This is a genomic window from Labrenzia sp. C1B70 (assembly GCF_000475395.1).
Classification (GTDB): domain Bacteria; phylum Pseudomonadota; class Alphaproteobacteria; order Rhizobiales; family Stappiaceae; genus Roseibium; species Roseibium algicola.
In genome coordinates, this window is record NZ_AXCE01000004.1 from 114,000 (window position 1) to 130,978 (window position 16,979).

Below are 16,979 nucleotides of genomic sequence, written 5' to 3' on the forward strand. Positions count from 1 at the left end.
ACTGCAGCCGCTCCCTGGGTTGCCCCGTGATCTACACTGTCAAACGCTATCCTTGCGCTCGATCACGAGCACTCTTGCCTCTCCGACGGGATGGGCCACATGGGCATCGCCGTCGCTGGCGAAGAAGATCTGTCCTTCGGTCAGGCGTTGAACCTTCTCGGTTCCGGCCTCGCGGTAATGCATGTCGACAGTGCCCGACAGAACCACGAAGACTTCCGGACCGTCGTTGACGTGCCATTTGTAGGGCTTGTCCGTCCAGTGCAGGCGGACCGTGATGCCGTCCAGTTCACCGATCAGACGTGACCCCCAGGCTCTTTCCGCCGTAAAGCTGCTTGTATCGAGATGGAAATCCATGAAACTCTCCCGCTGCAAAATCACTCAAGGGTGCTATCGCGGACAGGCTCTCGTTTCTTCCGGCATTTTGACCGGTTCGGCCGGTCAATTGCCGGTGAACGCAGGCAGTTCGACACACAGGACAATGACAGAAGACCCATGGATTCAATCGACCGGACCTTGCTGCAACTGCTGGAAGCCGACAGCCGGACACCTGTGAAAACGCTGGCAGCCCATGTCGGCCTGGCCCGGTCGAGCGTTCAGGCCCGGGTCCGGAAGCTGGAAGAAACCGGCGTCATTCGCGCCTACACGATCCGGATCAGCGATCCGGAGCCGGCCGAAATCGAAGCCTATCTGTGGATCCGGACGGGTTCGGCGACCTGTGCGGCGATTGCGCCGGTGGTTTCGAAATTCGAGGAGGTTCTCCAGTGCCGCTCGATTTCCGGCGACAGGGACATGGTTCTGCTGGTGCGCGCCCGGACGCTGGAGAGCCTCGCCGAGCTTCGCAACCGTATTGCTGCCCTTGATGGAATTGCCAATGTCGAGACCCATCCGGTGCTGAAAGACTGGATATGAACGCGGCGCGAAATTCCCGATTTACTTTTTTTGTCAGGCAATGAAACGGTTTCTCAAAGTTTACAACGCACTCTCAAGGTAACAGGATCTTGTAGAGAGTAGTTATCTTGGTCAGTCAAAACAGCGAACGCGCCGTCAATGCCGCGCCAGAAGCCGATGACACGCAGGACAAATTCTTTGCCGAAGAGCAAAAGCTTTCCTCTGTGGACACCGTAACTACAGACGAATATTCTTCCAGCATCACGAAACCCCTCGACGAGGAGGACGTCGGTCCCGAAGTCGGCCCAGGCCGCCGGGCCACCGACGCGCCCGTCTCCGCGCCTGCCAAATCACTGCAGCATCTTGCCCTGGCGGGCATGATCATCGGCCTTGCCGCCGGTTTCATCATGGTTTCCAGCGACAGCCTGAACCGGTTTCTTGGTCTTGGTCTGACCTTCTTTGCCGGCGGGCTGGCTGTCTGGCGGCTGTTTGCCGACGACATGCAGCGCTCGGTGCAGGCGTTACAGGTGAAGGATGACAAGATCCGCCGCCTGATGGCACGCTGCGAGGAACTGGAAGACCGCGCCTGGGAACTTGGCGAATCCGACGAACGTCACGCCAGCATCCTGGCAACGCTTGGCGATGTCGTCGTCCGGCGCGACCAGGACGGCACCATCACCTATGTGAACTCTGCTGCAGACGATGTGTTCGGGCTCGGCCATGCCTTGCAGCCGGGTGCAACCCTGCATCTGCCGCTGCTTGAGGAAGTGGGCTTTGAAAGCGCCGTCACGCAGGCCCTGGACAAGACGACCCCGGGCATGGGCTTTCAGGATCTCCACATCGACACCGCACAGGGCCCGCGCTGGTTCTCACGTATCGACATTCCGGTGCGCGACACCACGACGGACCGCCAGCTGGTGCAGACCGTTCTGCGCGACGTGACCGAGCGGCGCCTGATCGAAGAAGAACTGCTGGCTGCCCGTCATTCCGCCGAAAGCTCCAACGAGGCGAAATCCCGCTTTCTCGCAACTGTCAGCCACGAGATCCGTACGCCGCTCAACGGCGTGCTCGGCATGGCCGCGCTCCTGCGCGACACCCGCCTGACCAAGGAACAGAGCGCCTATATCGAGGCGCTGGAAACCTCCGGCGAAACATTGCTGCTCCTGATCGATGAAGTGCTCGACTTTTCCAAGGTGGAGGCCGGCAAGCTCGACATTCAGGCTGCCCCGGTTCGGGTTGGCGCCCTGGTGGAAAGCGTCGTTGAACTGCTTGCTCCGAAAGCCCACGCCAAGTCGCTTGAAATCGGCTCCATGCTTGACCCGAACCTGCCGGAAGAGGTGACGCTGGACGCCACCCGTGTCCGCCAGATCCTCTACAATCTCATCGGCAACGGCATCAAGTTCACCGATGAGGGCGGCGTTGCCGTCGAACTGACAGGGCGCCCCAATCCGGACGGTGGCGGTTTTCTGGATATCGACGTGCGCGACAGTGGCATCGGCTTTGACGAACAGGAGGCCGAGCGGCTGTTTCAGGAGTTTGAGCAGGTCGACCATGGCCCGGCGCGCAAGTTCGGCGGCACCGGCCTCGGTCTGGCCATCGCCCAGCGGCTTGCCGGCCTGATGGGTGGCGAAATTGCCGCGCAGCCCTCCGAAGACGGCGGCGCGCAGTTCCGCGTGTCCTTGCCGATCCCCGAATCCCTCGTTGCCGACACGGATCCACGCCTTGCCAAGCTTGAGGGCCGCAGGATCGTGTTCGTCAGCACCAGCCAGATCGAATGCCCGCTGCTGGCCAGACGGCTGCAGTATCACGCAGCCAATGTGTCCGTGCATGCGCCGGGCAGTACGGATCTCGATGCCGCGCTGGCCGAGGCCGATCTACTTGTTGTCGACAACGGCGCCCTGTCCGACAGCGGCGGCTGGCTGGCCTCTGCCCGCCTGACCGGATGCAAGGCTCCTGCCGTCGTTATGATCGCCCCGCCGGAGCGCGAGCGCCTGGAACATCTGCGCGAAGCCGGGTATGCCGCCTATCTGATCCGCCCGGTGCGGATCGAGACCCTGGTCCAGATCTTTTCCGGCCTGCTGGACGACGACGGCATGGAACACGCCTGGGACGCAAGCGCGGAGCCCGTCAGCAACGGCTTCCTGCCGAACCGCTACAAGGTTCCGGCCCGGCCGCTGCGCCTGCTCGTGGCGGAAGACAACGACATCAACCGCCTTTTGAGCGAAGCCATGCTGCGCAAGCTCGGCCATGTGCCGGTGATGGTGATCGACGGCGAAAAGGCAGTCGAGGAAGCCGCCAGCGGCGCTTATGACGCAATCCTGATGGACCTGCACATGCCAGGCCTCGACGGATTCCAGGCCATTCGACAGATCCGGTCCGACGAACAGGCCGCCGGCCGGGCCAATGTACCGGTGCTGATCGTGACCGCCGATGTCATGAAGGATGCAAGGGACAAGGCGACCGAAGTGGGCGCTGCCGGCTATCTGACGAAACCGCTTTCCGTGGAAGCGATTTCCGACGCATTGGCCGAAATCAGCCGCGCCTGACGCAGCGAACTTTCCCTGTCGCGACAGCCGGAAGTGGAAACGCTTCCACTGGCGCCCGTAGAAATTCACAAAGCCGCAAGAGTGGGCTAAGCTTGCACGTGGAAAACACGGCGCAAAAAACCGAGTGTCATCCAGCTGTCGGAATAGTATGTTCTACGGCAGGCTTGAAGCACACTGACCGGGTTCGGACGTAATGTTCCGGCGAAGGTAATTCGGCAAGTGAAACAGACGAGAACCTGTGAAACCTGTCAGTGCGCCATAAGGAATACACGAGGGTGGAATGTCCATAATGCGCCAAGGGCTTTTTTCTCCCAGGAAACTGGTCAGGAAATTCACACCGGCAATGCGTCCGGACGCCAACCTCCCCAACGCGCAGCGCATCGGGCCAGCGCTGCAGACCCCGGTCAAGACCGGCGAAACGCTCGGCCGGATCGGATCCCTGGAAGTGCGGATGGCCCGCAACTTCAAGGAAGTTAAAAAGGCACAGCGCCTGCGCTATGACGTTTTCTACGAGGAAATGTCGGCCATTGCCGATGCGCATACGCTGGCAACCCGCCGTGATGCCGACCCCTTCGACGCCTATTGCGATCACCTGCTCGTGGTCGACCACGACTTGCAGAAGCGCAACAAGCTGGGCCGCCTGAAGCCTGAAATCGTCGGTACCTACCGGATCCTGCGCCAGGAAATCGCCGATCAGCATGCCGGTTTCTATACCGCCGCCGAATACGACATCCAGTCGCTGATCGACGCAAACCCGGGCAAGCGCTTCATGGAACTCGGCCGGTCCTGCGTTCTGAAGCCGTACCGCAACAAGAAGACCGTCGAGCTCCTGTGGCATGGCATCTGGTCCTATGTTCTGCGCCACAACATCGATGTCATGCTCGGCTGTGCCTCGATCGAAGGCACCAATCCGGATGCCATCGCCGGCCAGCTCGCCTTCCTGCATCACAATGCCCGTGCCCCGGAAGAATGGCGCGTGCGCGCGGTGGAAGACAGATACGTCGAAATGAACCGCATGCCGGCCGAGGAACTCAATTCCAAGGAAGCGCTGCGGGCCCTGCCACCGCTTGTGAAGGGCTATCTGCGCCTCGGCGCGTTCATCGGCGACGGGGCGGTGATCGATCACCAGTTCGGCACGACGGATGTGCTGATCATCATGCCGGTGTCCGAACTGAACACGCGCTACGTCAATTATTACGGCGCCGACGCAAGCCGCTATTCCAGCTAGCTCCGGCGATTGCTGCCAAGCTTTCCTTCGTCCTCCCGGCCAGGCTTGACCCTTAGCCGGGATCGCGGAGGCACAAGCCTTTGCATTTTTCCTGCGTTTGAGCGGCTATCGGTTCCCGGTGTTGCGGGTTTGCTGCCTTTTGTGCGGGATGGTTATCGAGCTAGTGCGCGCCGCCTGTAGCTGAACATCCCGTCCTCTTGCCCGTGCAAAAGCCCGTAGCCTTAACGCCCCCTTAAATCGCCGCAATTTAAGCTCATCTCCGGGGAAACCGGCGTTTGCCGGATAACGCCAACCCTGGTTGGTACGGAGTTAGGGGACGAAGGATCAATGGCGCCTCGGGCGAAACGCCAGCCGCGTGTTGAACCGACATTCGGAGATTCAGGCAGCAGCCTGCTCGACCTGCGCTTGAGCCCGCAGGACCGTCCAGCTGCGCCTTCTTCCAAGTCGTCTGGCAAGGGCAAGACCCGCAAGGCTCCGGCCAAGAAAAAACCCGCATCCTCCACCCGCAAGACAGCCAAGAACGGCAACGGCAATGGCCGAGGCAACGGAAGGGGCGGCGGCCGGTCCGGTGCCAAACGGCGCAAGGCCAAACGCAAGAACAGGTTCCAGGCACCGACCGCCTTCGGCCGCCTTCTCAAGCGCGGCTTCTACTGGAGCATGGTGCTCGGCATCTGGGGCACCATCGCCGTTGTCTGCCTGGTCGGCTATTACGCCGCCTTTTTGCCGCCGACCTCCGAATGGCAGGTTCCGGCGCGACCGCCCAACGTCAAGATTGTCGCCGCCAATGGCGAATTGCTGGCAAACCGCGGAGACACCGGCGGCGAGGCCGTGCGCCTGGAGCAATTGCCGCCCTATCTGCCAAATGCCGTCATCGCCATCGAGGACCGGCGCTTCCGCTCCCATTTCGGTGTCGACCCGGTCGGTCTTGCCCGCGCCGTCTACACCAACTTCACCTCCGGCCGCCTGCAGCAGGGCGGCTCGACGCTGACCCAGCAGCTTGCCAAGAACCTGTTCCTGGAACAGGACCGGACGATCAAGCGCAAGATCCAGGAACTGGTGCTCGCCTTCTGGCTGGAGGCCGAATATTCCAAGGATGAGATCCTGGAAATGTACCTGAACCGGGTCTATCTCGGCTCCGGCGCCTATGGCGTGGATGCAGCTGCCCGCAGGTACTTCGGCAAATCGGCACGGCTTTTGACCATTCCGGAAGCTGCCACCATCGCAGGCCTGCTCAAGGCGCCATCGCGCTATTCGCCCGCCCGCAACCCGGACCTTGCAGAAGACCGCGCCCAGCTTGTGCTCGCTGCCATGAACGAGGAAGGCTACATCACGGGCGATGAAGCCAAGAACGCCCTGGCCGCGCCCGCCAAGGTGGTGCGCCGCTACACCACCGCCAGCGAGAACTATGCCGCCGACTGGGTGATGGACGTGCTGCCGCATTTCATCGGCTCGATCGAAACCGACATCGTGGTCGACACCACCATCGACCCCAAGATGCAGCGGGCTGCCGAACAGGCGCTGCGCAGCGCCCTGAAGGAAAACCGCGAGAAATACGGCGTCTCCCAGGGAGCTGTCGTGACACTGGACACCGCGGGCGCCGTGAAGGCACTGGTTGGCGGGGCCGATTATTCCAAGAGCCAGTTCAACCGCGCAGCCTATGCCAAGCGGCAGCCGGGCTCGTCCTTCAAGCCGTTCGTCTATCTGGCTGCGCTTGAAAACGGCCTTTCGCCCCAGACCATCCGGCAGGACCAGCCGGTCCGGTTCGGCAACTGGTCACCCCAGAACTATTCCAAGGACTACTACGGCCCGGTGACGCTCACACGGGCGCTCAGCCTGTCGCTGAACACGGTGGCCGCGCAGCTGACCTACGAGGTTGGCGCGGGAACCGTTGCCGACACGGCCAAACGGCTGGGTGTCACCTCGGAAATGAAGAACAACCTGTCGATCGCGCTCGGCACCTCCGAAGTTACGCCGCTGGAAATCGCCGGTGCCTATGTGCCGTTCTCCAACGGTGGCTATGGCGTGCTCCCCCATGTGATCCGGCGGATCAAGACCGTGGACGGCAAGACGCTCTATTCCCGCTCCGGCGATGGCCGCGGCCGCGTCATCGACCGCCGTCTGGTCGGCGAAATGAACATGATGATGTCGGAAACCCTGGTAACCGGCACGGGCCGCAAGGCACGGCTGGAAAGCGGGCGTCCCGCCGGGGGCAAGACCGGTACCAGCCAGGATTTCCGCGACGCCTGGTTCATCGGCTATACGGGCAATCTGACCACCGCCGTCTGGTTCGGCAATGACGACAACTCACCGACGCGCAAGGCGTCCGGCGGCGGGTTGCCCGCCACTGTCTGGAAAGAGGTGATGGATGCCTCCCACGAAGGCCTGCCGGTGGCAGACCTGCCCGGCGTGCCGGATGTACCGGCAACCGTCTCCGCCCCGCGCAAGCCCGGCCCGGTGGAAACCGTCGGCTCCGGCAGCGAACCAATACCGCCAGCCCCCATTGGTGGCGGCGGCGAAGGCAACGGCGAACGCCGCGGCCCGCTGAACCTGCTGCGCAATCTGTTTGGTGGCGGCTGATCCGGGCACTGTTGTTCACGGCTCACAAGGCCGCGTTCGAATGCCCTCTCGGCGGAACTGCGCGTTCCGACCGTGTGTGTGCAGCCCATCCTTCGAGACAGGCTTTCAGCCTTCCTCAGGATGAGGTTCACTATGTTGATCTTCCCTGGCCTTCAACACACATCTTCCTCATCCTGAGGAAGGCCAGAGGCCTGTCTCGAAGGATGGGCCACTTGCTCCATTTCTCAGAAATACCTGCGACACATATCCGTTAATTCCACCTCAGCACTGATGGCTGTAGGTGAATACCAGCGTGTCGGTGGTGAAGCGGCCGGTCGGGCGGCAGCGGTTGAAGACCTCGCGGGTTCCGGTGACAGTGACCTGAAGCTGGTCGCCGCGCACCGGGCCTTCGACGAAATATTCCAGCGGTGAACCCGGACAGTATTTGGAAAACACCCGGGCGGTGCCGGAATACCAGTTGCCGTTCTTGGCACCGCTGAAGAGCAGCGTGCCGCGCTGCACGCCGGCGTTGCGCAGGACAGGTTTTGGCACTTCATAGGACAGCCATCGCTGATTGCCCTGCGCCTGAAGCCGCATGAGCGAGCCATTGTGGTTCCAGCAGCTGTCGGCCATCGCCTGACCGGAGAATGTCAGTCCCGGCAGGGCAAGGCCCAGCAAGGCCAGCGCCACGACTTTGATCGGATATCTCAAGCTTTTCATGTTGCATCTCCCAGCTTCCCCCGGGGAATCGAAGCAGATTCTCCCGTGTTTGCAACTGGTTTTGCCCGGCCGCCGCTTATCCTTTTGCCTCCAGAAGCCCCTGCAGGCCTTCGCGCACATAAGGCAGGTATGTTTCCCCTGCCGGCGTTCCGGCGACGATGCGAAGTTCCAGGTGCGGCAGGGCAGGCAGCGAGGTGACTGTGGGCAGGTCGGCGGCATGGAACCCGGCGAGGGCCGGAGCCACGGCGATGCCGGCACGGACAGCCGCCTCGATGACGACAAGACCGGACACGGTGGCCTTGGTCGTCCATTTCACGGAGCTCGTGTCCAGCGCGGCAATGGCGGCATCGCGCATGGCGCATCTGTCGGCATAGACCGCAAGCGGCAGGGCATTTTTCGATGTTGAAAGCGGCGCGCTGCCGAGCCAGACAAGCGGCACGCTGGCAACAAGGTCACCGGTCCGGGACCGCTGGGGCGACACCACGATGACAAGATCGTACCGGGAGCCGAGACTTGCCAGAAGCATCTGCGAGGAGTGGGTTTCCAGATCGAGAGAGCAGGGCTCCGGGCCGTCTTCCAGCGCTCTCAAAACAGGCACGAGGCCATAGGCGGCGATGTCGTCCGTTGCGCCAATGCGCAGGTACGGCAGCACCGAAGCCCCGCGCGCGGCGGATACCGCCTCGCGGTGCCGGGCCAGCAGGCTGCAGGCATGGCTGTAGAAGGTCTGTCCTGCCGGCGTCATCTCGACCGAACGGGTGGAGCGGTTGAACAACTGAACACCGAGTTCGGCTTCTAGGCCCTTTATCTGCTGGCTGACGGCAGACTGGGTGCGCCCGACATCCTCGCCGGCGGCACGGAAACTCTGCCGGTCACAGACGGCGACGAAGGTGCGCAGGACATGCTCATCCATTGAGTAGCTTTTCTTTTCAATAAGTCCAGAACAATTAATTTCACAATAGGACCAATGACTGGCTATGTCCATTTGAGGAGACAAGCCATGACACACATCCAGACAAATGACGAAAAACGGGTCTGCTTCGATTTCGAGATCGATTTCTCGAACGGTGGCGGCATTCAGGGGCAGGGCTTCCGGCTCGACATTCCCGGAAAGACCATCTCGGACGACGAACTTGCAGACTACATTGTGCGCGATATGCGGCTGTTGATGGTCGGCGAGGTGCGTATCCTCAACAAGACGATCATTACCGAAGCGCACAAGCGCCAAGCGGCGGCGAAAGGCCGGACGGAGACCCGGCCTTGAAGGGACGAGACATTTTGCTCGCGCTTCTTGTGGTGTCGGTCTGGGGGTTCAATTTCGTGGTGATCAAGATCGGTCTGCAGGAACTGCCGCCAATCCTGTTTGCCGCATTGCGCTTTGCCCTGGCAGCTTTTCCGGCCGTCCTTTTCCTGAAGCGGCCGCGCACGTCGATGAAGCTGGTCGTCCTGTTCGGCCTGTTCATGTTCGCGCTGCAGTTCGGACTTCTGTTTGCCGGCATGCACCTTGGAATACCGGCAGGACTGGCCTCGCTTGTGCTGCAGGTTCATGTGTTCATCACGATAGCACTGGCCGTTGCCTTTCTGGGTGAAACGGCCAGTCCGGCGCAGATTGCCGGAGCCATGCTGGCGACCGCAGGCCTTGGCCTTGTGGCATTCAACCTGACGGGCAGCACAACGCTCACCGGGCTTGGTCTGGTCGTTCTGGCCGCCTGTTCCTGGGCCATCGCCAATCTCATTACCAAGCGCATCGGCACCGTTGATCTGCTGTCGCTGGTTGCCTGGGGCAGCCTTGTGGCTCCGCTGCCGCTATTGCTGCTATCGGCCTTCGTCGAGGGTCTCGACGTCTACCGGCAGGTCCATGAAACCGTTTCGTGGCGGGGGCTGTTTGCTCTGTTCTACATCGTCTACCCGACGACCTTGCTGGGCTTTTCGGTGTGGAGCGGCCTTCTGGCAAGATATCCGGCGGTGACCGTGGCGCCCTTCACCCTGCTGGTACCGATCGTAGGCATGCTCTCAGCCGCCCTTGTTCTGGGCGAACCCCTGGAGCCGTGGAAACTGGGCGCGGCAGCGCTGGTGGTATCGGGTCTTTGCGTCAATCTGTTCGGTTGGCCGTCTGCAGCGCGCCTGCGCCGGACGGGCGGCTAGAAATGCAATTTCAGCCGTATCCGTGCAGGCGAACCCCGTTCTGCTTCAGCCAGACGCGGGCCTTCGGTGTTTGCGGGGCAAGCTGTTCGCACAGGCGCCAGAAGCGTGCCGAATGGTTCATTTCCTTCAGATGCGCCACCTCGTGGGCCGCGACATAATCGAGGATTTCCGTTGGTGCCAGAATGAGCCGCCAGGAAAAGGAAAGTCGTCCGTTGGAGGCGCAAGACCCCCAGCGGCTGGTGGTGTCGCGAATGCTGATGGCCGCGACCTTCTTGCCGATGGTTGCGGCGTGGAGTGTTGTGCGGGCCGAGAGGTCCGCCCGGGCCTGTTCCTTCAGCCAGGTGGTGACCTTGCGCGGGATGTGGTCTTCAGCCCCCGGCACGAACAGCGCCGGCAAACCGGCGTCGTTCCGGCCAAGGGTAATCAACCCGCGCAGCTTGCCGGTTGGCACGATGACGTGATCCTCACCGCGCAGGGGCACGATTTCCCCGGGCAGAAACGTGACGTGGTCCGCCCTGTCCTGCAGACGTTCTATCAGCCAGTCGATGTGCTGGCGCGCGAACCGCTCGGCACGGGCAAGATCGCCGCCCTTGGGGACGGTCAGCACCGGACCGGACCTGTCGGCCGGCAAACGCAGAAGATACCGCTGCGCGCGCGGATTGGCCTTGAGGCGGATGCGCACGGCACTGGCACCGGTCTGGATCTCGATATGGTCGGGCAGCGTTTTCTTGCTGGCGCGGAGAAACATCAAGGGCGAAGGTCCATCGAATCAGTTGTTCCGATTTTAGCGAATTTGCGAGCGATTTCGCGGCAATTCTAAAGGGGGGAAATTGATTGAGATTCCGGCTTTCTGAAGGCCGGCTGCAATTCTGGCTGTTCTGAAACGGACAAGAGCGGCGCCTTTTCAGGCGCCGCTCTTGGTCTGGCCGTCGGGGAACGGGTCCGGGAGGAGGAGACTTTACAGCGGTGTGGCTTCGTCGCCAGTGCTGCGGCCCCGATTGGCCATGAAGCGATCGAATTCTTCCTGATCGCGCGCGCGGCGCAATTCGCGGAGGAAATCATCGAACTCGGCGCGCATGGTGTCGAGCTTGGCACGCTCTTCTTCCAGTCGCTTCAGTTCGCGCTCGCGATAGTCGTCAAATGCGACGTTGCCCGTGCGGGCATAGGCAGTCGTATTCATCTGCTCGAAGGCTCCCTTCAGCGGGCTGCCCCGCCACTGATCTTTCGCATCGCGGAGCATGCCTTCAAAGCGGTCGCCCCACAAAATGTAGGCAAGCATGGCAAGGCCAAGCGGCCAGAATGCCACGAAACCCAGCACCATCAGGCCGATAGTTACCGGCGTCCAGGCAGGTTTGATCATGCAACTTTTGGCTGTTGTCATCGTCCTATCCATTTCAGACATCCACGACTTTCCAAGTGGGGACGATTGCAGGCTCCTTCAAGGATTCGTGACAGGGATCACAGAATTCCCGCAACGAAAAACCCGGCCTGCAAAGTTGCGGACCGGGTCTACTTCATTGATTTATATGTAAAATGCGAAACGGATCAGTCGAATGGGCCGTCGATCACATGTTGCGCCGAATAGTTCGCCAGGAGCTTCTCGCGGTGCCATTCAGCCGCCATCGGCGCGTTGGCGTATTCGTGGAAGCAGGGCGTGCCGAGCGTGAAGTGAAGAAGTTTCGCGTCGGGGTTGGGGCCGAATTCATCCGGCAGCCAGTTCCATTCCTTCGGCAGCTCGCCAACGAGTTCGTCGTCCAGCCAGGTGAACCGGTGCAGCTGCGCGCCGGTGGCATTCATAACGAAGTCGGGCGTTACCACTTTGTTGGCCGGGTGACCGCAGTTCCACAACACCACGCTGGACCAGTTCTTGCGCGGGTAGTTCTCGTTCTTCGAGCCGAGATACTTGGTGGTCTGCCGGGTCTGGTAGTCGTGGTGGACACACATGACCGCCTTGCTCTCGTCGCGCATGGCGAACAGCTTGGCAATGTCGTCCCGCACGATCATGTCGCCGTCCATGAACAGCGCCCAGCCGTTGTAGTTCATCAGGCTCGGGATCAGGAAGCGGGTGTAGATGAAGTGATTGGACCCGTCGGTATGCGTCTCGTTGTAGGTCTTCAAATTGTGCAGCGACAGCGGCGTAATCGCCAGCACGTCGCTCGAAAGCCGGGTCAGGCTGTTGGCGCAAACATGATAGGCAATCGCTTCACGCGGATCGAAACCAATAAAAATATTGAGCACTACTGAAACCTCCGGCCTCGCTGTCTGACCGGCACTTGTATTGGGCCGAAAGGCCAGAATCAATAGCAGCAGGCTGCCTGCCGCCAGAAACCGGACTTTTTGGGACAAGTTAAAGGCACGCGGCCAAAGGCACCCATGGCGGGTGCCTTCACCGATGCTTGTTTCAGCTCACCGTTTCGGAAAGCTGGCGGGCCTGTTCGATCCAGTTGTCCCGGGCGATACGGCCACGGAAATCCAGCTTGGTGTCCAGGGCCTCGATCTGCTCTTCCGTCAGGCCGGCGATTTGCCAGAAGTGGAAGATACCGGCTTCGTTGAGAGCCGATTCCAGTTTCGGGCCGACACCGCTGATCGATTTCAGATCATCCGCGGCACCGTCCGGCTTGGTCAGCAGGATGCTCTCTAGCGAATTGCCGCTGCTCTTTGCAGCCGGTTTTGCCTTGGCAGGCGCTGCCTTCACGGCCGGTTCGGCAGCTGCTTTCGCAGCCGGTGCGGCAGCAAGCGCAGGAGCCGGTGCAGCGGCCTTGGCGACCGGTGCCTTAGGGGCAGGCTTGCGCAGGTCGGTGCGGTTGGAGCGGATGAAATCCATGACCCGCGGCGCGATCTCGGACCGCCAGCGCGATCCGTTGAAAACGCCGTAGTGGCCGACATTCGGCTGCTCGTAATGCGCTTTCATGTCGTCGTCCAGACTGGTGCAGAGCTTATGCGCCGCCTTGGTCTGGCCTCGGCCGGTGATGTCGTCCTTCTCGCCTTCAACGGTCAGAAGGGCCGTACGGGTAATCTTGCCGCAATCGACCAGACGGCCATTGTGCATCATGGTGCCGTTCGGCAGCGCGTGCTCGATAAACACCGTTTCGACGGTCTGCAGATAGAATTCGGCCGTCAGGTCCATGACGGCGAGATATTCGTCATAGAAGTCGCGGTGTTTTTCGGCGTTGTCGCCGTCGCCTTCCACCAGATGCTGGAAGAAGTCCCTATGCGCGGTCACGTGACGGTCGAGGTTCATGCTCATGAACCCGGAAAGCTGCAGGAAGCCCGGATAAACGTCCCGCATGAAACCCGGATGCGGGAAGGGAACCTTCATGACGACGTTGTTCTTGAACCAGTCTATGCCCTTGGAAACCGCCAGGTCGTTGACCGCCGTCGGCGCCACGCGGGTGTCGATCGGTCCGCCCATCAGCGTCATCGTGGAGGGTACATAGGGGTCTTCGCGGTCTTCCATGACAGCGACGGCTGCCAGCACCGGCACGGACGGCTGACACACGCCCAGAATGTGTGTGTCCGGCCCGAGGAAGTGCAGCATCGAGATGATATAATCGATATAATCATCAAGATCGAACTTGCCTTCCTGCACCGGAACCATGCGGGCATCGATCCAGTCGGTGATGTAGACATCCGCATTCGGCATCAGCGCTTCCACCGTGCCGCGCAGCAGCGTGGCGTAGTGGCCGGACATCGGCGCGACGATCAGGATCTTCGGATCGTTGCGGTGCGTCGTGACCCCGCGTTCGAAGTGGATCAGGTCGCAGAACGGACGGCTCCAGACGCTGACTTCACGTACAGGAACGCGCACACCGCTTACGGTGGTTTCCTTGAGACCGAACTCCGGCTTGCCGTAGCGGCGCGTCGTGCGTTCAAGCACCTCGCAGCCGGCAGCGATCGAACGGCCGTAGCTGGTATGAGTCAGCGGATTCAGCGGGTTCTGGAAGTAGAGCCGGGTCATGTCGGCCAAAGCTCTGAAGGGCGCCATCGCGGCGTGGTTCAGTTCGTAAAGGTGGTAAAACGGCAAAGACGTCTCTCCTTTGCTGAACCAACTGGTGCCGGCCCCATTGGCATTGTTCGTAAACATTTTTTTCGGCCCGTCTCTTCTTACACCATCTATTGCATTGCAACAGGATAGCTATGCCTGTTGCAGCCCGCAATACTTCTAATTGGTATGTGAATACGCGCCTAAGTGCTCAGGATCGCGGCGAAAGACATTTTCGCACCAAATCACTGTGCAATGCAAAAGACCCAATAGAACATTTAAATCAATTTGGTAGCATTATATTAACGGCGTTCCAGAACGGCTCAGGCGGCCAGATCTGCGACCACTGCATCGAGCACGAAAAAACCTTCACGGGTTGCGCGAATGCGGTTTTCCCCGATTTCTTCCACCATGCCATGCTCGATCAAGGCTGCCAGACGAAGCGGATCGATGGAGCGGCTCGCATAACGCTCGTAGCGTTTCAGGTCGATCCCCTCGGTCAACCTTAGTCCCATGAGCAGGAATTCGTCGCCTTGCTCCTCTTCGGAAAGACCGGCGTTTTCGGTCAATGAATGACCGTGGCTTTCGACATTTTCCAGCCAGGTTTCCGGATGGCGCTCGGTCGCGGTCGCAAGCTTGCTGACACCCACCGTGATGCGCCCATGTGCGCCGGGCCCGACGCCGACATAATCGCCGTAGCGCCAGTAGACCAGGTTATGCCGGCATTCGGCGCCCGGACGGGCGTGGTTGGAGACTTCATAGGCGGGCAGACCGGCAGCCGCTGTCACATCCTGCGTCAGTTCATAGAATTCGGCGCCGAGATCCTGATCCGGCATCTTCAGCTTGCCGGCGTGAAACAGCGTATGGAAGGGCGTGCCTTCCTCGATCGTGAGCTGGTAGAGCGACAGGTGATCGGCGGCGAGCGCGATGGCCTCGTTCAGTTCCTGTTCCCAACCGGCCAGTGTCTGACCCGGCCGGGCATAGATAAGGTCGAACGACAGGCGCGGGAAGGTTGCCCGCGCGGTTTCGATAGCGGTGCGGGCCGTGCGCGCATCATGCAGGCGGCCAAGCAGTCTCAGATCCGTATCGATGAGTGACTGCACGCCCAGCGAGACCCGGTTGACACCTGCTGCCCGGTAACCGCGAAAGCGCTCGGCCTCGACCGACGAAGGATTGGCCTCCAGCGAAATCTCAACATTTTCGTCCATCGACCAGCGATCGGAAACCGCCTTCAGGATACGGTCCACCGTCGCCGGTTCCATGAGCGAAGGCGTGCCGCCACCCAGGAACACGGACTGAACCGTCCTACCCTTCGTCAAATCGGCAAAATGAGAGAGTTCGCGTTCGAAAGCGGCCGCGAAACGGGCCTGGTCGACCGGCTGGTGACGGACATGGGAGTTGAAGTCGCAATAAGGGCATTTGGCTGCGCAGAACGGCCAATGAATATAAATGCCGAAGCCTCCTTCGGCTGCCCCCACACCTGTCACGTCTTTTTATCCTTCCAGGCAGCCGGCAGAAAAGAGCTGGAATGCCCGCGCCCTGTGTGAAAGGGCGGATCCGTCCTTCGACCAGCCGTGTTTTTCTTCCGAGGTCATTTCGCCGAAGGTCCGCTCATGGCCATCCGGCTGGAAAACCGGGTCGTAGCCGAAGCCCTGCGTACCGCGCGGCGGCCAGACGATCTGTCCCTCGACCTCGCCGCGGAAGAACTCTTCGCTGCCGTCCGGCCAGGCCAGGCACAACACGGCAACAAAAGATCCCCGGCGCTTGTCGTCCGTCGTTGCGCCCAGGGTCTGAAGCTTTTCCTCGATCGTGCGCATGGCCATCGCGAAGTCCTTGTCCGGACCTGCCCAGCGAGCGGAATAGATGCCCGGATCGCCGTTCAGTGCCGCAACGCAGAAGCCGCTGTCATCAGCCAGGGCCGGCAAGCGGGAAGCCTTGGCCGCCGCATGGGCCTTGATGGCTGCGTTTTCCTCGAACGTGACACCTGTCTCGTCCGGTTCCGGCAGGTCCAGCTCTCCGGCGGAGATCACTTCGAAACCATAAGGCTGAAGCAGTTCGTTGATCTCGCGGATCTTGCCCTTGTTGTGGCTTGCGACAACCAGTTTGCCCGGTTCCAGCTTGCGATGGCTCATGGTTTGCGCCCTTAGAGAATGGCCATTTTCTGAAGATCGACCAGCTTGCCGATGCCCAGCTTGGCCAGGCCCATGAGCTTGCCGAATTCTTCTTCGGAGAACGGTGCACCCTCGGCCGTTCCCTGGATTTCGACGATGCCGCCGGACCCGGTCAGAACGAAGTTGGCGTCGGTCTCGGCGGTGCTGTCCTCGGCGTAGTCGAGGTCGAGCACCGGGGCACCTTCGTAGATGCCGCAGGAAATGGCGGCAATGTGATCCTTCAGGACCTCGCCGGAGACCATGTCACGGGCCTTCATCCACTCGATGCAGTCGCGCAGGGCAACCCAGGCACCGGTGATGGACGCCGTGCGAGTGCCGCCATCGGCCTGGATGACGTCGCAGTCCACAGTGATCTGGTTTTCGCCGAGGGCTTCCAGATTGACGACGGCGCGCAGCGACCGGCCGATGAGACGCTGGATTTCCTGCGTCCGGCCGGATTGCTTGCCGGCACTGGCTTCGCGGCGCATGCGGTCTCCCGTGGCGCGCGGCAGCATGCCGTATTCAGCCGTCACCCAGCCGCGGTTCTGTCCGCGCAACCAGGGCGGAACCCGCTCTTCCAGGCTGGCGGTGCACAAAACGTGGGTGTCGCCGAACTTGACGAGGCAGGACCCCTCGGCATGTTTGGAGACCCCGCGCTCCAGTGTGACCGCACGGAGTTCATCGGCTGCGCGTTTGGACGGACGCATGCATATCCCTTTCGACTTTCGTTCCGGAAAAACCGCCGTTTCTCCAGTGTATTCGTTGGG

At 61.2% G+C, this 16,979-nt stretch carries 16 protein-coding genes; 6 read left to right on the forward strand and 10 right to left on the reverse strand.

Annotation, left to right across the window (positions count from 1 at the left end):
- Positions 1 to 39: 39 nt before the first annotated feature.
- The gene (locus tag Q666_RS38775; protein ID WP_023002391.1) at positions 40 to 354 is read right to left on the reverse strand and encodes a cupin; all 315 of its coding nucleotides are present in this window, start codon (positions 352 to 354) and stop codon (positions 40 to 42) included.
- A 138-nt stretch (positions 355 to 492) separates the two neighbouring features.
- Here Q666_RS38775 and Q666_RS38780 point away from each other — a divergent pair, with 138 nt between their 5' ends.
- The 4 genes from Q666_RS38780 (at position 493) to Q666_RS38795 (ending at position 7,239) form a co-directional block, all read left to right on the forward strand.
- The gene (locus tag Q666_RS38780; RefSeq protein WP_158514149.1) at positions 493 to 909 is read left to right on the forward strand and encodes an Lrp/AsnC family transcriptional regulator; all 417 of its coding nucleotides are present in this window, start codon (positions 493 to 495) and stop codon (positions 907 to 909) included.
- Positions 910 to 1,016: 107 nt separating this feature from the next.
- A complete protein-coding gene (locus Q666_RS38785; protein WP_023002393.1) occupies positions 1,017 to 3,434 on the forward strand; it encodes an ATP-binding protein in 2,418 nt (805 codons plus the stop codon).
- Positions 3,435 to 3,723: 289 nt separating this feature from the next.
- Positions 3,724 to 4,662: a GNAT family N-acetyltransferase gene (locus Q666_RS38790; RefSeq protein WP_031269943.1), complete on the forward strand. Its 939-nt coding sequence runs from the start codon at positions 3,724 to 3,726 to the stop codon at positions 4,660 to 4,662.
- Positions 4,663 to 4,989: 327 nt separating this feature from the next.
- Positions 4,990 to 7,239, forward strand: a complete 2,250-nt coding sequence (locus Q666_RS38795) for a PBP1A family penicillin-binding protein (RefSeq protein ID WP_023002395.1) — start codon at positions 4,990 to 4,992, stop codon at positions 7,237 to 7,239.
- A gap of 261 nt (positions 7,240 to 7,500) precedes the next feature.
- On the opposite strand, the gene Q666_RS38800 is transcribed toward Q666_RS38795, so the two are convergent.
- Together Q666_RS38800 and Q666_RS38805 are read right to left on the reverse strand one after the other, a co-directional pair.
- On the reverse strand, positions 7,501 to 7,938 hold the full coding sequence (locus tag Q666_RS38800; RefSeq protein ID WP_023002396.1) for a hypothetical protein: 438 nt from the start codon (positions 7,936 to 7,938) through the stop codon (positions 7,501 to 7,503).
- Positions 7,939 to 8,014: 76 nt separating this feature from the next.
- Positions 8,015 to 8,848, reverse strand: coding sequence for a LysR family transcriptional regulator (locus tag Q666_RS38805; RefSeq protein ID WP_023002397.1), 834 nt, complete (start codon positions 8,846 to 8,848; stop codon positions 8,015 to 8,017).
- Positions 8,849 to 8,935: 87 nt separating this feature from the next.
- Here Q666_RS38805 and Q666_RS38810 point away from each other — a divergent pair, with 87 nt between their 5' ends.
- Entirely contained in the window at positions 8,936 to 9,199 is a 264-nt protein-coding gene (locus Q666_RS38810) for a hypothetical protein (RefSeq protein WP_023002398.1), read from the forward strand.
- Positions 9,196 to 10,080: an EamA family transporter gene (locus Q666_RS38815; protein WP_035907866.1), complete on the forward strand. Its 885-nt coding sequence runs from the start codon at positions 9,196 to 9,198 to the stop codon at positions 10,078 to 10,080. Before Q666_RS38810 ends, Q666_RS38815 begins: the two co-directional genes overlap by 4 nt.
- A gap of 10 nt (positions 10,081 to 10,090) precedes the next feature.
- Here Q666_RS38815 and Q666_RS38820 read toward each other — a convergent pair whose 3' ends face one another.
- From Q666_RS38820 to rph, 7 genes are all read right to left on the reverse strand, one after another.
- On the reverse strand, positions 10,091 to 10,828 hold the full coding sequence (locus Q666_RS38820) for a SprT family zinc-dependent metalloprotease (protein WP_023002400.1): 738 nt from the start codon (positions 10,826 to 10,828) through the stop codon (positions 10,091 to 10,093).
- 210 nt (positions 10,829 to 11,038) lie between these two features.
- Entirely contained in the window at positions 11,039 to 11,461 is a 423-nt protein-coding gene (locus tag Q666_RS38825) for a DUF2852 domain-containing protein (protein WP_023002401.1), read from the reverse strand.
- A 164-nt stretch (positions 11,462 to 11,625) separates the two neighbouring features.
- On the reverse strand, positions 11,626 to 12,318 hold the full coding sequence (locus tag Q666_RS38830; protein ID WP_031269948.1) for a glycosyltransferase: 693 nt from the start codon (positions 12,316 to 12,318) through the stop codon (positions 11,626 to 11,628).
- Positions 12,319 to 12,481: 163 nt separating this feature from the next.
- Complete coding sequence (gene phaZ / locus Q666_RS38835) at positions 12,482 to 14,104, reverse strand: polyhydroxyalkanoate depolymerase (RefSeq protein WP_031269950.1); 1,623 nt, start codon at positions 14,102 to 14,104, stop codon at positions 12,482 to 12,484.
- Positions 14,105 to 14,385: 281 nt separating this feature from the next.
- Complete coding sequence (gene hemW, locus Q666_RS38840; protein WP_031269951.1) at positions 14,386 to 15,540, reverse strand: radical SAM family heme chaperone HemW; 1,155 nt, start codon at positions 15,538 to 15,540, stop codon at positions 14,386 to 14,388.
- Between the two features lie 15 nt (positions 15,541 to 15,555).
- On the reverse strand, positions 15,556 to 16,194 hold the full coding sequence (rdgB, locus tag Q666_RS38845) for an RdgB/HAM1 family non-canonical purine NTP pyrophosphatase (protein ID WP_023002405.1): 639 nt from the start codon (positions 16,192 to 16,194) through the stop codon (positions 15,556 to 15,558).
- 11 nt (positions 16,195 to 16,205) lie between these two features.
- Positions 16,206 to 16,919 carry a ribonuclease PH gene (gene rph, locus Q666_RS38850; protein WP_023002406.1) on the reverse strand — a complete coding sequence of 238 codons (714 nt, stop codon included), beginning with the start codon at positions 16,917 to 16,919 and terminating at the stop codon, positions 16,206 to 16,208.
- Between the last annotated feature and the right edge of the window lie 60 nt (positions 16,920 to 16,979).

Excerpts from the sequence above, each read along its gene's own strand:
- Q666_RS38775 (WP_023002391.1), bottom strand. The coding sequence starts at position 354 with ATGGATTTCCATCTCGATACAAGCAGCTTTACGGCGGAAAGAGCCTGG.
- Q666_RS38780 (WP_158514149.1), top strand. The coding sequence starts at position 493 with ATGGATTCAATCGACCGGACCTTGCTGCAACTGCTGGAAGCCGACAGC.
- Q666_RS38790 (WP_031269943.1), top strand. The coding sequence starts at position 3,724 with ATGCGCCAAGGGCTTTTTTCTCCCAGGAAACTGGTCAGGAAATTCACA.
- Q666_RS38795 (WP_023002395.1), top strand. The coding sequence starts at position 4,990 with ATGGCGCCTCGGGCGAAACGCCAGCCGCGTGTTGAACCGACATTCGGA.
- Q666_RS38800 (WP_023002396.1), bottom strand. The coding sequence starts at position 7,938 with ATGAAAAGCTTGAGATATCCGATCAAAGTCGTGGCGCTGGCCTTGCTG.
- Q666_RS38805 (WP_023002397.1), bottom strand. The coding sequence starts at position 8,848 with ATGGATGAGCATGTCCTGCGCACCTTCGTCGCCGTCTGTGACCGGCAG.
- Q666_RS38810 (WP_023002398.1), top strand. The coding sequence starts at position 8,936 with ATGACACACATCCAGACAAATGACGAAAAACGGGTCTGCTTCGATTTC.
- Q666_RS38820 (WP_023002400.1), bottom strand. The coding sequence starts at position 10,828 with ATGTTTCTCCGCGCCAGCAAGAAAACGCTGCCCGACCATATCGAGATC.
- Q666_RS38825 (WP_023002401.1), bottom strand. The coding sequence starts at position 11,461 with ATGACAACAGCCAAAAGTTGCATGATCAAACCTGCCTGGACGCCGGTA.
- rdgB (WP_023002405.1), bottom strand. The coding sequence starts at position 16,194 with ATGAGCCATCGCAAGCTGGAACCGGGCAAACTGGTTGTCGCAAGCCAC.
- rph (WP_023002406.1), bottom strand. The coding sequence starts at position 16,919 with ATGCGTCCGTCCAAACGCGCAGCCGATGAACTCCGTGCGGTCACACTG.